This window comes from Kitasatospora sp. NPDC059648 (assembly GCF_042734825.1).
Taxonomy (GTDB): domain Bacteria; phylum Actinomycetota; class Actinomycetes; order Streptomycetales; family Streptomycetaceae; genus Kitasatospora.
Map to the genome: position 1 here is coordinate 61,887 of NZ_JBHWDU010000021.1, position 13,089 is coordinate 74,975.

Annotated in this window: 14 protein-coding genes; 4 read left to right on the forward strand and 10 right to left on the reverse strand. The window is 74.9% G+C overall.

What is annotated here, in order from left to right; genetic code table 11:
• Positions 1-24: 24 nt before the first annotated feature.
• The 5 genes from ACFV1W_RS15720 to ACFV1W_RS15740 all read right to left on the reverse strand — a co-directional run bounded on the left by ACFV1W_RS15720 (position 25) and on the right by ACFV1W_RS15740 (position 5,133).
• Complete coding sequence (locus tag ACFV1W_RS15720) at positions 25-858, reverse strand: ABC transporter permease subunit (RefSeq protein ID WP_380416805.1); 834 nt, start codon at positions 856-858, stop codon at positions 25-27.
• On the reverse strand, positions 855-1,784 hold the full coding sequence (locus tag ACFV1W_RS15725; protein ID WP_380416808.1) for an ABC transporter ATP-binding protein: 930 nt from the start codon (positions 1,782-1,784) through the stop codon (positions 855-857). The genes ACFV1W_RS15720 and ACFV1W_RS15725 overlap by 4 nt, the downstream gene beginning before the upstream one ends.
• A gap of 42 nt (positions 1,785-1,826) precedes the next feature.
• Positions 1,827-3,254 carry an RtcB family protein gene (locus tag ACFV1W_RS15730; protein WP_380416810.1) on the reverse strand — a complete coding sequence of 476 codons (1,428 nt, stop codon included), beginning with the start codon at positions 3,252-3,254 and terminating at the stop codon, positions 1,827-1,829.
• Positions 3,255-3,284: 30 nt separating this feature from the next.
• Entirely contained in the window at positions 3,285-3,758 is a 474-nt protein-coding gene (locus tag ACFV1W_RS15735) for an archease (RefSeq protein WP_380416812.1), read from the reverse strand.
• Between the two features lie 136 nt (positions 3,759-3,894).
• On the reverse strand, positions 3,895-5,133 hold the full coding sequence (locus tag ACFV1W_RS15740; RefSeq protein ID WP_380416814.1) for a styrene monooxygenase/indole monooxygenase family protein: 1,239 nt from the start codon (positions 5,131-5,133) through the stop codon (positions 3,895-3,897).
• 360 nt (positions 5,134-5,493) lie between these two features.
• On the opposite strand from ACFV1W_RS15740, the gene argJ reads away from it, so the two are divergent.
• Positions 5,494-6,648 carry a bifunctional glutamate N-acetyltransferase/amino-acid acetyltransferase ArgJ gene (gene argJ / locus ACFV1W_RS15745; RefSeq protein WP_380416816.1) on the forward strand — a complete coding sequence of 385 codons (1,155 nt, stop codon included), beginning with the start codon at positions 5,494-5,496 and terminating at the stop codon, positions 6,646-6,648.
• A 78-nt stretch (positions 6,649-6,726) separates the two neighbouring features.
• On the opposite strand, the gene ACFV1W_RS15750 is transcribed toward argJ, so the two are convergent.
• The 4 genes from ACFV1W_RS15750 to ACFV1W_RS15765 all read right to left on the reverse strand — a co-directional run bounded on the left by ACFV1W_RS15750 (position 6,727) and on the right by ACFV1W_RS15765 (position 10,058).
• Positions 6,727-7,479: a thioesterase II family protein gene (locus ACFV1W_RS15750; protein ID WP_380416818.1), complete on the reverse strand. Its 753-nt coding sequence runs from the start codon at positions 7,477-7,479 to the stop codon at positions 6,727-6,729.
• 130 nt (positions 7,480-7,609) lie between these two features.
• Positions 7,610-8,851, reverse strand: a complete 1,242-nt coding sequence (locus tag ACFV1W_RS15755) for a serpin family protein (protein ID WP_380416820.1) — start codon at positions 8,849-8,851, stop codon at positions 7,610-7,612.
• Between the two features lie 81 nt (positions 8,852-8,932).
• Positions 8,933-9,478 carry a GNAT family N-acetyltransferase gene (locus ACFV1W_RS15760; protein WP_380416822.1) on the reverse strand — a complete coding sequence of 182 codons (546 nt, stop codon included), beginning with the start codon at positions 9,476-9,478 and terminating at the stop codon, positions 8,933-8,935.
• Positions 9,479-9,482: 4 nt separating this feature from the next.
• Positions 9,483-10,058: an O-methyltransferase gene (locus ACFV1W_RS15765; protein WP_380416825.1), complete on the reverse strand. Its 576-nt coding sequence runs from the start codon at positions 10,056-10,058 to the stop codon at positions 9,483-9,485.
• 152 nt (positions 10,059-10,210) lie between these two features.
• On the opposite strand from ACFV1W_RS15765, the gene ACFV1W_RS15770 reads away from it, so the two are divergent.
• Positions 10,211-10,420, forward strand: a complete 210-nt coding sequence (locus tag ACFV1W_RS15770) for a hypothetical protein (protein ID WP_380416827.1) — start codon at positions 10,211-10,213, stop codon at positions 10,418-10,420.
• A gap of 3 nt (positions 10,421-10,423) precedes the next feature.
• On the opposite strand, the gene ACFV1W_RS15775 is transcribed toward ACFV1W_RS15770, so the two are convergent.
• Positions 10,424-11,062 carry an AAA family ATPase gene (locus tag ACFV1W_RS15775; RefSeq protein ID WP_380416829.1) on the reverse strand — a complete coding sequence of 213 codons (639 nt, stop codon included), beginning with the start codon at positions 11,060-11,062 and terminating at the stop codon, positions 10,424-10,426.
• 132 nt (positions 11,063-11,194) lie between these two features.
• Here ACFV1W_RS15775 and ACFV1W_RS15780 point away from each other — a divergent pair, with 132 nt between their 5' ends.
• Together ACFV1W_RS15780 and ACFV1W_RS15785 are read left to right on the forward strand one after the other, a co-directional pair.
• The gene (locus ACFV1W_RS15780; protein WP_380416832.1) at positions 11,195-12,754 is read left to right on the forward strand and encodes an AMP-binding protein; all 1,560 of its coding nucleotides are present in this window, start codon (positions 11,195-11,197) and stop codon (positions 12,752-12,754) included.
• A 151-nt stretch (positions 12,755-12,905) separates the two neighbouring features.
• Positions 12,906-13,088: a hypothetical protein gene (locus ACFV1W_RS15785; protein ID WP_380416834.1), complete on the forward strand. Its 183-nt coding sequence runs from the start codon at positions 12,906-12,908 to the stop codon at positions 13,086-13,088.
• The last annotated feature ends 1 nt before the right edge of the window (position 13,089 follow it).

Genomic DNA, 13,089 nt, shown 5'->3' on the forward strand with positions numbered 1-13,089 from the left:
GTCGCGCGAGGCCCGGGGCCGGGGTCAGACCGCCAGGTCCCGTCGCTCCAGCAGCCGGAATGCCGCCAGCAGCCCGAGCAGCCCCACCCCGAGCAGCACCGCCAGTGCACCCCAGGGCATGCCCCCGTGCGCGAGCGCGTCGCCCGGCGCGTAGTAGTGGAACGGGCTGAGGTAGCGCAGCCGTTCGGCCGGGGACCAGGCCAGCGCGATGAAGTTGAGCGCGAAGCCGCCCGCGCCGAACACCACGGCGGCGCCCACCACGTGCGCCCGCCGGCGGGTCAGCGCGGACACCGCCAGCACCGGCCCGATCAGGCAGAACGTGAGGGCGCAGCCCAGCAGCCCGGCGGTGAGCACCCCACCTTCCGGAACGGCCTCGCGCAGCTTCGGGGAGAACGCCACCCCGAGCGCGACGGCCAGCGTTGCGGCGGCGTTGAGCAGCACCGAGGCCGCGATCAGCGCGCCGGCCCGTTCGGCGAGCAGGCGCCGCCGCGAGACCGGACGGGTCATCAGCAGCTCGATGGTGCCGGACTCGACGTCGGCCGCGACGGCGGCGGCGCCCAGCGAGCCGATCACGGTCAGCTGGAGGGCGATCCAGACCGGGTGGGTGAGCCCGGCCCCCAGCAGGCCGGGGTAGCTGGCGATCGAGACGTCGCCGTTGGAGCCGCTGAAGGCCCTCAACGCGCCGGGCGGGGTGCGGCGGGCGCCGAACAGCTCACCGGTCGGGACGGTTCCGGCGATCACCACGATCAGGGTCTCGAAGACCACCATGGCGGTCAGCAGGGCGAGCAGCATCCGGCGCCGCCGGTGCAGGGCGAGCCAGACCAGCGGGAGGCGGCGGCTGGCGGTGCCCGGGGTCACGGCCGCTCCTCCTGCCCGTCGGAGCGGTAGAGGTCGAGGAAGGCCTCGTCCAGGCCCGCCTCCTCGACCGTCAGGTCGGCCACCGGGAATCCGGCCAGCAGGCCCCGCACGGCCGGGACGACCTCGTCCGGCGGCACCAGGAGCTCCACCCGCCGACCCTCCCAGCGCGGGGACCACCGCTCGGCGGCCCCGAGCGGCCGGGCGCCCCGGCCGTCCTCGAACACCAGACGCACCCGGCGGCCCCGGGCCCGGCGCAGCTCGGCCACCGAGCGCACGGTCACCAGCCGGCCCCGGCGCACGATCGCGACCCGGCCGCAGGTGCGCTGCACCTCCGGCAGCACGTGGCTGGAGAGCAGCACGGTGCGCCCGGTGGCGGTCTCCTCGGCGAGCAGTTCGAAGAAGGTCTCCTGGAGCAGCGGGTCCAGGCCCTCGCTGGGTTCGTCCAGCACCACCACGGCGGGCCGGTGCTGGAGCGACTGGACCAGCCCCAGCTTCTGCTTCATGCCGCGCGAGTACTGCCCCACCGGGCGGGCCAGCTCGGCCGGGGTGAGCCTCAGCCGTTCGCACAGTTCGCGCTGACGGGGCACCGGGGCGCCCTGGAGGGCGGCGAGGAGGTCGAGGGTCTGCTGTCCGGTGAGCTCGGGATAGAGGCGCAGCTCGCCGGGCAGGTAGCCGAGCGCGGGGGCGAGCCGGGCGTGGTCGGCCACCGGGTCCAGGCCGAGCACCCGCACCCGGCCCCCGCTGGGGCCGAGCAGGCCGACCAGGCAGCGCAGGGTGGTGGTCTTGCCGGCGCCGTTGGGGCCGAGCAGTCCGAACACCTCGCCGGCCTCGACCGTGACGTCGAGGTCCTCGATGCCGACCGTGCTGCCGTAGCGCTTGGTGAGCGCGCGCAGCTCGATCACCGGCCCGGCCGTGCTGCCCGGCATGCCCGTCTCCTCCCGCTCACCGGCTCAGCCGCTCGTCCCCGCTCATCCCTTGCAGACCCCCAGCGGGACCAGCCGGGCGACTTGCCGGGCCAGCCCGGCGGCCTCGGTGACGGCGGCCACCGCGTCCACGTCCTTGTACGCCTCGGGCGTCTCCTCGGCCAGGGCCCGCATCGAGGCGGGCCGCACGGCGATGCCGCGCGCCTCCAGTTCGCCCCTCAGGTGTTCGCCGCGCACCGTGCGCAGCGCCTGGTGGCGGCTCCACACCCGCCCGGCGCCGTGGCAGGCGGAGCGGAAGGCCTCGTTGCCGGGCAGGCCGACCATGACGTACGAGGCGGTGCCCATCGTCCCCGGCACCAGCACCGGCTGCCCGGCCGCGGCCAGGTCGGCGGGAAGGTCCGGGTCGCCGGGCGGCAGGGCGCGGGTGGCGCCCTTGCGGTGGACGCACAGCTTCCGCGCCTCGCCGTCCACCTCGTGGGTCTCCAGCTTGGCGAGGTTGTGCGAGACGTCGTAGACCAGCTCCAGTCCCACGCCGAGAGCGGTGGCGAAGGCCCGCCGGGCGGCTTCGGAGAGCAGCTGCCGGTTCGCCCGCCCGTAGTTGGCCGCGGCGGTCATGGCGCCGAGGTAGGCGCGGCCGCGCGCGGAGTCGACCGGGGTGCAGGCCAGTTGGCGGTCAGGGAGTTCGATCCGGTAGCGGTGCAGTTCGCGGTCCATGGCGCGGACGTGGTCGGTGCAGATCTGGTGGCCGAGGCCGCGCGACCCGCAGTGGATCATGACGCAGACCTGGCCCGCCCGCAGACCGAAGGCGGCGGCGGTCTCCGGGTCGTGCACCCGGTCGACGGCCTGCACCTCCAGGAAGTGGTTGGCCGAACCGAGGCTGCCGACCTGCTGCAGGCCCCGTTCGACGGCCCGGGTGCTGACCTCGCCGGGGGCCGCGCCGGCCAGCACCCCGCGGTCCTCGCAGCGCTCCAGGTCACGCGGCACGCCGTGGCCGTGCTCGACGGCGTAGCGGGCGCCGCCGAGCAGCAGCTCGTCCAGTTCCTCCGGCCCGGACAGGTGCCACAGCCCGCCGCGGCCCAGACCGCGCGGGACCGTGCGGTCCAGCAGGTCCATCAGGCGGCGGATCCGTTCGGGGTCGAGCTCCTCCCGCCCCACCCCGGCGGCCAGCAGCCGGACCCCGCAGGAGATGTCGAAGCCGACCCCGCCCGGCGAGACCACCCCGCCCCGCTCGACGTCGGTGGCGGCGACCCCGCCGATCGGGAAGCCGTAGCCCCAGTGCACGTCGGGCATCGCGTAGGAGGCGCGGACGATCCCCGGCAGCGTCGCCACGTTGGCGACCTGCTCCAGCGCGCGGTCCCCGGCGGCCTGCGGTAGCAGCGCGCCGTTCGCGAAGACCACGCCCGGCACCCGCATCGGCGGGCGCGGCTCGATCCGCCAGCGGTGGCGGCCCGCCTCGGCCAGTACGATCTCCACCTCGCTCACCCCGCTCGCTCGGCGCGCGCCTCAGACGTCCACGGTGGCGGCGCAGGTCCAGCCGCCCGGCCCTTCGCCCAGTTCCAGGCCGTACAGCGCGACGGCCTTCGGCACGGCGCCGACCAGGGCGGCGGTCGAGGTGTCGGCCATCCGGAAGCGCACCTCGACGCTGCGGGCGCCGTCCAGGCCGCGGACCGGCCCGAGAGTGAGCGAGACGGGCAGCTCGCCGTCGGCGTCCATCCGGTAGATGACCTCCTCCAGCACGCCCGCGAGCAGGTCCGGGTCGCTCGCGGCGAGCACGGTGCAGGCGCGCTCACCGCTGATCCGGGCGCCGGACAGGTCGGCGAAGCTGCCGACGACGGCGTGCACCAGTTCGCCGATGCAGCCCTCGGCCGTCGGCGCCCATGCCTCCACCCGCAGGTCCGCCGTGTGCGGCACACTCCGGTGGCCGCGGTCGGACCGCGGCGCGGGCTCACGACCGTCCACGAGCGACGCCTCCCGCACGCGTTGCCGTCCTTCCTCCAGCGTCGTCCGGGGGCGGGCCGGGGGCAAGTGGGGCCCGGGGGCGTGGGGTTCTTGGGCCTGTCCGGCGGATGTCGCCGGGCGCGTCGCGCCCGGCGACATCCGCCGGACAGAACACCTACCGCCCGATCGAGGAGAGGTAGGCGGAGGTCAGCTCGGGCGTGGCCAGCCAGGCGGCGTGGTCGCTCGGTTCGGCGTAGGTGTTGGCGAGCCGGCGGGCGACCGCCGGGTACTGGGCGGCGGCCGCGAAGACAGCCTGGAGGTGGTCCGGCATGGTCAGCATGGCGGTCGTGAACTCGACGGTGTGGCGGGCGTGTCGCTGCCAGAACCGCTCGGCGGTGCGACACATCCAGTCCGCCGTGAACGGGGCGTCGCCGTGCTCGCGGACCGCCTGCCGGTAGGCGTCCGCCGCGCGGGCGGCGCCGTTGGCGCCCTGGCCGGTGATCGGGTCGTTGACCACCACCGCGTCGCCCAGGCCCAGGACGTGCACGGCGTCGACGCCCGAGCCCAGTTCCGCCACCGGGCGGCGGACCGTCGGGGTCACCGCGCCCCGGAGCCCGGCCCCGGCGTCGGTCGGCTCGGCGTCCCGCCAGTGCTCCGCCTCCCAGGGCAGGTACTCGGCCAACAGGGCGCGGATCCGGTCGAGTTGGACGCCGACCTCGGGTCCGTCGCCGAAGGCGTCCAACGGGCTGCCGGGCAGCGCCTCCCAGAGCAGGATGTCACAGGGGCCGGAGCGGGTCAGGGCGGGCTGGAGGTAGAGCTCGCCCAGGCCCGGCAGGGCGTGCATCCGGGCACGGGGCCCGGCTGCCGGGTCGGGCGAGCCGACGCCGTGCGCGTACAGGCAGGACAGCGCGCGCTGCGGCCGGTCGAAGGGCGAGCGGGCGGCGTTCCGTTCGAAGATCCCGGCCAGCTCGCCGCGCCCGGCCGCGACCACGGTCAGCTCGTGCCGCCGGGCCAGCGCGTGCAGCCCGGCCCGGTCCAGCGAGCGGTACTCGACCCGGCCGCCGCGCTCGGCGAGCAGTTCCAGCCAGCGGGACAGCTTGACCCGCTGGTCGACCGAGCGGCCGGGCTCGTCCAGGGTCATGGTGAACTCCAGCACGCGGGTGGCCGGCGGCGCCACGAGCACCGCGTCGACCGAGGCCACCGACGGGGTCTCGTCCGCCCACAGATCCAGCCCGGCCGCCGCCTCGATCCGCAGCGCCGGGCCGAACATCGCCTGGGTGGACAGCACCCGCCCGCCCCGCACCTGCTCCGGGGTGCGCTCGGCGACCAGCGTCACCTCGTACCCGTCGGCCAGGAGCCCGAGCGCGAGCTGCAGGCCGGCCTGGCCCGCTCCGACGACGGCGATACGGCGCATGCGTGGCCTCCCGGTGGTCTGCTGACGGTCCGTCGGCTGCCCGGACACGGCGCGTCAAGCGGCACAGTAGCCCAGCCGCCGGGCCGCGGGCAGGGGCCGGGTGGGAGGGATCCGGCGCGCGTCGCCCGGGCGGCCGTGGTCGGCGCGTTTGCGGCCGTCCGCATACTCATGCACTTCGGACGATGCGAGGGGTGGCGCTGGCCCTCCACTTGGCCCGTACTGACCGCCATTTGAATCCACGCCGACCCGGCTGCAATGATTGATATATTCAGATCTCCGCAAATCCATTCATCACTTGCCACGGTTCGGCCGCTCGGCGCGGCCCGGGCCGGGACCCGTTCGGAGAGGGAACGATCGACCATGCAGCCTGCTGTGCCCCGGGGCTTCCGGGCCGTCACCACCAACATGGGCCTCAAGGACGTCGAGGACGACTTCGCGGCGGTCGTCTCCGAGGTCCCGTGCCGGTCCGCGGCCGTCTTCACCCGCTCGCGCTTCGCCGGCCCCAGTGTCGTGCTCAGCCGCGAGGCGGCCGCGCTCCAGCGCAGCCGCGGGATGGTCGTGCTGTCCCGCAACGCCAACGTCGCCACCGGCCGCACCGGTGCGGAGAACGCCGCGGAGGTCCGCCGCCGGGTCGCCGAGATCGCCGGCATCGCCCCGGAGGAGCTGGTCATCGGCTCCACCGGGGTGATCGGGCGCCCCTACCCCATGGACGGCATCCGGGCCGGGCTCGACGCGATGTCCTGGCCGTTCCCGGAGGCCGACTACGCGGCCGCGGCCCGGGCGATCATGACCACCGACACCCGCCCCAAGTACCTCCACGTGCGCTGCGGCGACGCCGCGCTCGTCGGCATCGCCAAGGGCGTGGGCATGATCGAGCCCGACATGGCGACGCTGCTGACCTTCTTCTTCACCGACGCCGACATCCCGGCCACCGAACTCGACGCCCTCTTCCGCCGGGTGATGGACCGGACGTTCAACGCGCTGAGCATCGACACCGACACCTCCACCAGTGACACCGCCGCGATCTTCGCCAACGGGCTCGCTGGAGCGGTCGACCTCCCCGCCTTCGAACAGGCGCTGTACGAGTGCGCGCTGCACCTCGTACGGGAGATCGCCTCGGACGGCGAGGGCGCCTCCAAACTGATCGAGGTGCGGGTCACCGGAGCCCGGGACGCGGCCCAGGCCAAGCGCGTCGGCAAGAGCGTGGTCAACTCGCCGCTGGTCAAGGCGGCCGTGCACGGCGCCGACCCGAACTGGGGCCGCGTCACCATGGCCATCGGCAAGCTGGAGGACGAGACCGACATCGACCCGGCGGCCGTCAGCATCCGCTTCGACGACCTCCCGATGTACCCCGAGGAGCCGGGCGAAGCACTGCTCGACCGGGCCCGCGCGTACCTGGGCGGCGACGAGGTGGTCATCCGGATCGACCTGGGCATCGCCGACGGCGCGTTCACGGTGTACGGCTGCGACCTCACCGAGGAGTACGTGAAGCTCAACGCCGACTACACCACCTGACCCTCCCGGGCGTCCGGCTGGGCGTCACCGCCCGCCGCCCCCGGACCGTTCACCGGGGGCAGCGGGCGGACCGGAGGCTCAGCCGTGCAGGTGCGCGGTGAGCAGCCTCACCACGGCGTCGATCTGCTCCGCCACGTAGAAGTGCCCGCCCGGGAAGACCCGGAGGCTGAAGCCGCCGCTGGTGTGCCGCTCCCACTGGGCGGCCTGCTCGACCGTGGCGTTGGCGTCCGCCTCCCCCACCAGGGCGGTGATCGGCTGCGGGACGACGGCGTCCGGCGCGGCCCGGTAGGTCTCGATGGCGGTGTAGTCGGCGCGCAGCGCCGGCATGATCAGCTCGCGCAGGGCCGGCACGTCGAGGATCCGCTCGTCCGTCCCGCCCAGCCGGATGACCTCCTCCAGCAGGCGGTCGTCCGGCAGCTTGTGGACGGCGGTGTCCCGGGGCAGCGAGGGCGCCCGGCCCGCGGACACGAACAGCCGCTCCGGCCCCGCCAGGCCGTCGCGGGTGAAGCACCGGGCGACCTCGAAGGCGACCGCCGAACCCATGCTGTGCCCGAAGAAGACGATCGGGCGGTCCACCCACGGCCGCAGCTGCCCGTAGATCTGCCCGGCGAGTTCCGGAACCGAGTCGATCGTGGGCTCCGCGAAGCGGTTCTGCCGACCCGGGTACTGAACCGCCAGCACGTCGGCGTACGGCGCGAGCGCCTTGGCGTACTCCATGTAGTAGCTCGCCGATCCGCCGGCGTGCGGGAAGATCACGATCCGGGCGGGAGCGAAGTCGGACGGGCTGAACCTGCGGAACCAAGGGTTGTCGACGGCAGCGCTGCTGGGCATGCGGGGTGTGACCTCTCTCCCTGACGGACTCTGCTCCCCCCAGTCTCGCAGTGCGCGTACGCCACCGGGGGCGATCACGCTGCGCTACCCGGTTTTCCGCACTCCGGCCGCCCGAGCCGGGCACGCCCCGTCAGTCCTCGTCCGGCCCGTCCAGAAGGCTCGCCCACGGGTCCGCGCCCGGGTCCGGCGCGGTGACCCAGCCGGCTGCCAGGACCAGCCCGGAGAGCCGGTGGACGGCCAGGAAGCCGAACGGGCGGTTGAAGTGCACACCGACGAAGCGCTGGAGGTAGGGCGGTTTCCGGGTGCTTCCCGCGCCGCTGGCCGCGATCCCCACGGCCGTCACCGAGGCGGCCCGGAACCCGCGGGCGGAGAAGGACGCGGTGGCCTTCTGGCGCGCGCTGTTGACGAACAGTGGCGGATCACCGTCCGAGAGGCCGGGCAGCCGGTCCTCGACCGCGGACGGGGTGGCGAGCGTCTCCAGTCCGAAGGTCCCGCGGCGGGCGAGCAGGTCGTGGTCGGCCTCGACGGTGAACTTCGGGACGCTCACGAACAGGCGGTCCTCCGGCTCGTAGCACCGCACCGCCTCGACCGTCAGCCCGGGACCGGCGGCGCCGAAGGGCAGCCGGTCGGCGGCGGTCCGGCGGCACCGCTGCGAGAGCACCCCGATCCCGGTGGACAACACCTCGCCGGGTGCGGCGTCGGACTCGCCGAGCAGCAGATGGACGCTGATGTCGCCGTACCCGAGCACCCGCAACTCGGTCACCGGCCCGGCGGGCGTCTCCAGCAGGGCGGCGCGGTCCACCAGGGACGTCGCCCGGGTCAGGTGGTGGACGGCCCGGCCCCAACCGTCCGTGCCGTCCTGCCGGAAGGCGCCGTAGTCCGTGAACGGCTTGATCCACTCCGTCCGGACGGTGAGCGCCGCGGCCAGCACCAGGCGGGTGTTCGAGTCCAGTTCGACCGGCATCTCCCCGATCTGGCCGCCCGTACGTTCGACCGCCCAGGCGTCCAGCAGCGCACGGTCCCGCTCCGCGTCGCCCGTCAGCCGGCCGACCAGGTCCGCCGGGACGGAGGCCAGCCACTCCGGGCTCAGCCGCAGCCGGTCGTCGCTCCAGACACCGAGCGCGGACCGCACCGCCGGGATGTCCCGGAGCAGGCCGAGCAGGTCACGGGCGCGCGCGGCGGCGGCCGCGACCGGCACCCCGAGCGCCTGCGCCAACTCGCCCTGGACGGCCGCGCTTCCGGCCGGGGCCAGCAGCGCCAACAGCGGCCAGACACCGGCCGGCATCAGGACCGTCCCCTGCCTCGGGTCCGCCTGCTCGACCCAGCGCTCCCCCAGCGCGTTGGCGGCCCGTACGGCCTCGGCCCTGCTCATGTGGCGCGTGCTCCCCGTGTTCGCTCTTCGGTTCGCCGAGCCTAGGAGGCGTCCCGCACGCGGCGCGAACGGTTTTCCCGGTCAGGGCCGGAGGCGGGCCGGGTAGTCGGAGCGGGTCAGTTCGTGGACGCGGACGGCGGTGCCGTTGCCGGGGACGGTGGTCTCCCGTTCGGGCCGCAGTCCGAGCTTGGCCATCACGCGCTCGGAGGCGGTGTTGCCGATCCGGGCGATGCTGATGATCCGGTCCAGACCACAGGTCTCGAAGCCGAACCGCAGCACCGCCGTCGCCGCCTCGGTGGCGATGCCGCGGCCCCAGAAGGCACGGCCGAGCCGCCAGCCGATCTCGACCGCGGGCAGCACCTCGGGGAGGAGCAGGGGCACCGCCAGACCTGTGAAGCCGGCGAGTTCACCGGTCTCCCGCAGCTCCACCGCGAACAGGCCGAAGCCCGCGGTGTCCCAGGTCCGTTCGATCCGCTCGACGGCCCGGCGGGTCTCCTCCAGGGTCTGGACCCGCCCGTCGCCGATCCAGCGCATCACCTCGGGGTCGGCGTTGACGGCCGCCATCGCCGGTACGTCGTGTTCGCGCCAGCGTCGCAGCACCAGGCGGGGCGTCCCGATCGTCACCATGCGCTCACGCCCTCCGTACGGCCAGGACGGCCGCACTGCCCGGTGCGGTCAGCACCTCGGTGGCCTCCAGGCCGGGGTGCGCAAGGTAAAGCAGGCGCAACCGGTCGACCTCACCGCCGAAGCGCGGGGGCCAGTGCGGCGAGGGTGTGAAGTCGTCCATGAGCAACAGGCCGCCGGGGGCGAGCAGTTCGACCACCCGGTCGGGGTCGTCGCGTTTGCCGCCGCCGTCGCAGAAGAACACGTCGAACGGCGCGTGCTCCTCCAGCAGCCGCCAGTCCCCGTGCAGCACCCGCACGCGGGCGTCGTCGGCGAACAACTCCGCCGAACTCCGGGCCAGTTCGCCATTCCGCTCGGCCGTGAACAACCGCGCGCCCGGGCCGAGTCCGCTGCGCAGCCAGGCCGTACCCACCCCCGCGCCGGTGCCGCTCTCCGCTACCGTCCCACCAGGCTTGGCCGCGGCGGCGAACGCCAGCAGCCGACCGACCTCCCGGGTGCAGCTCTTGCCGAACCCCAGCCGGGCGGCGACCCGCTCGGCCGCCAACACCCCTGTGGGGAGCGCGCGTTCCTCGTCGCCCGTCATCCGTTCGAAACCCCCTTCACCTTCGTGCGGCTCGGTGCCATCATGCCGTCATGACCGAATGGACCACCATCGCCGCCTACCGGAACCGGACCGGGCGCCCGACGCCGATGGCCGTCCTCCGCGCTTGACTGCGTGACCGGGGCATCGACTGGATGCCCTTCCCGCCGGAGGCCGTCCGGTGGGACGCGCCCTGCGGCATCGGTCCGGGCGGCCGCTGGCAGTGCTGGTTCGATGTGCGGATCGACGCCGAAGCCCTGCGCCCCCTCGGGCTCCATCCCGACCAGCCGACCTCCGCCGCCAACGGGCCCTCACCTCCGGGCTGGTGGCATGCGGAAGCGGAGCGCCTGGCCCGCCGCCACTGAGCCTCACACCGCCCCACCGAAACGGACCGCCTCCGCCCGGGCGCGGGAGACCGTGTCGAGCAGCAGAACGGAGGCCGCCTCCGGCGTCGGCACCGGCCCGCCGGACCGCGCGTGCCGGGTGAACTCCGCCGACAACCGGCCCAGACCGCGGCGGTGGCGGGCGAAGACCCGGGCGGGGGCGTGCCGCCCGCGCGCCCGCTGGCCGTCGAGGGCGGTGGCGGCAGCGACGTCGAGCAGCACCAGGTGCAGTTCGCGCCCCTGCCGACCGGCCTCCCGGGCGAGCCAGCGGCGCATCCAGGCGCGGCTGCCGCAGTCGTGCACCAGAAGCGGGCCGCCCCGCCGCACCGAGGTGCGCAGCAGCCGGAAGTGCTCCAGCCGTGCCCACGGCCGGTACACCGCGTACGGGAGGCGCGCGGGCATCACCGCCTCACAGGCCTCGTGCACCGTGCGCGGGTCCACCGTCGGGACGGCCCCGCCCGCCGCCCAGCGCCGCAGCAGCGTGCTCTTGCCCGCCCCCGGCAGTCCCGACACCACCACCACGGCGTCACCCGGGTACGCCACCACCATCCCTGGCCCGGCCTCTCCCCGCAGGTCCACCAGCCCACGCGGTGCCACCACCAACGCCTCCGCCTCGCCGCCCACCGCTCCTCCGTCCGTGTCCGACCGAAGACCCTAACAAGTCCGGCACGCGGAGGGCCCGGACCCCGACGGGGGCGCACCCGGGGCACCCCCACCCACTAGGCTGACGCCTCGTCAGTCGCGGGAAGGGTGGGCATGACAGAGGCTGGTGGGACGTACACCGAGCTGGTGCTGGACGGGCTGGCGCGGGACCCTGGGCGGGTGGCACTACGCCACGGGCACGTGACGATGACCGCCCAGGAGTGCCTGGACGCGGTGTACCGGATGGCCCGCGCACTGGAGCGGGCCGGGCTGGGGCGCGGGGACGGGGTCACCCTGCTCGCCGGCAACACCCCCGGGGCACTGCTGGTGCGGCTGGCCGCCAACCTGCTGGGCGGCCGGGTGGCGATGCCGTACCCGGAGAGCCCGATCGCCGACCTGGTGGCGCTGGCGGAGTTCGCGCAGACCTCGGCGCTCGTCTTCGACCCGCTCCGGTGCGGTCCGGCTGCCGGGGCTGTGGCCCGGGCGCTGCCGGCCGCGGGCCTCTTCGCCCTCGGCCCGGCCGTGCCCGGTGGGGCGCCCCCCGGCGCGGATCTGCCGGAGCTCGCCCGGGCGTGCTCCCCCGCCCCGCTGGAGCCGCGGTACCGCCCCGAGGACGTGATGGCCGTACGCTTCACCAGCGGCACCACCGGGCGTCCGAAGGGCGTACTGCGCCGCTTCGCCCGTCCGGCCCGACCCGCCCTGCTGTCGGGGGCGTGCTTCCTGCTCTGCACCCCGCTGTGCCACGGCGGCGGCACCACCGCCGACTTCGCCCTGGCGGCGGGCGGCACCGTGGTGCTGCAGGACGACTTCGCCGCGGAGGAGGTGCTCGCGGCCGTCGAGCGGCACCGGGTCTCCCGGCTGTACCTGCCGCCGCATCTGCTCTACCGGCTGCTGGACCACCCGCTGCTGGCCACGGCCGACACCGGCAGTCTGCGCCGGGTCGGCTACACCGGCTGCGCGCCGTCGCCGCGCCGGCTGGCCGAGGCGACCCGGCGGCTGGGCCGGGTCCTGCACCAGACGTACAGCCTCACCGAGACCGGGCCGATCTCGCGGCTGAGCCCCGACGAGCACCTGGACCCGAGGCTGCTGACCACCGCCGGGCGCCCGTACCCGGACACCGGGGTGCGGATCCTGGACGATGAGGGCGCGCCGCTCCCGCCCGGCCGTACCGGGGAGATCTGCGTCCGCACGCCGACCGCGATGGCCGGTTACTGGCGCGACCCGGAGCTGACCGCCCGGGTGCTGCGGGACGGCTGGCTGCACACCGGTGATCTGGGGAGTCTGGATGCGGCCGGCTATCTGACGGTGGCGGGCCGACGGAACCAGATGGCGATCGTAGAGGGGCACAACGTGTTCCCTCACGAGGTCGAGGAGCCGCTGCGGAGCCACCCGGACGTCCGCGAGGCGGTGATGTTCGCCGGCTCCGACCCGGATCGCCTGGAGCGCGTGCACGCCGCGGTCGCCGTCGGGCCGGGCGCACGGGTGACGGCGGAGCAACTGCGTCGCTGGGCGCGGGAGCACGGGGATGCCCGGTGCGCCCCCGACACCGTGCTGATCCTCCCGGCGATCCCGCTGAACGGGCTCGGCAAGCCCGACCTGCCGGCGCTCCGCGCCCTGGCCGGGGAACGGATCGGGCGGCCCGCCGCCGCACTGGGGGCGCGCAAGGTGGTGTGACGCGCCCCATCAGTGCTTCGAGCGCCCGCGTGGACCACCTGTCGCGCGGCGGACGGCGGGAAGAGACCGAGCGTGGGCACTCGACCGTGCGGGCCGAGCTGCCGATACACCTCGGCGGCGCTCCCTCGCACCGTCCCCAGGAGGCACTACCTTGACCTGGCTACGCATCCTGACCGCGGTGGGCATCCTGGCCCTGGCGGCCGGTGCCCTGCTCGTCTTCGCCCGCTTCACCGCTCCTTCCCGCGGCGAGCACGCCGTCGGGACCGCCCCGCCCGACCTCCGGAAGGACGCCGAGGGCAGCGGCCTCTTCCCGCGGATGGGCGGCGACGGCTGAG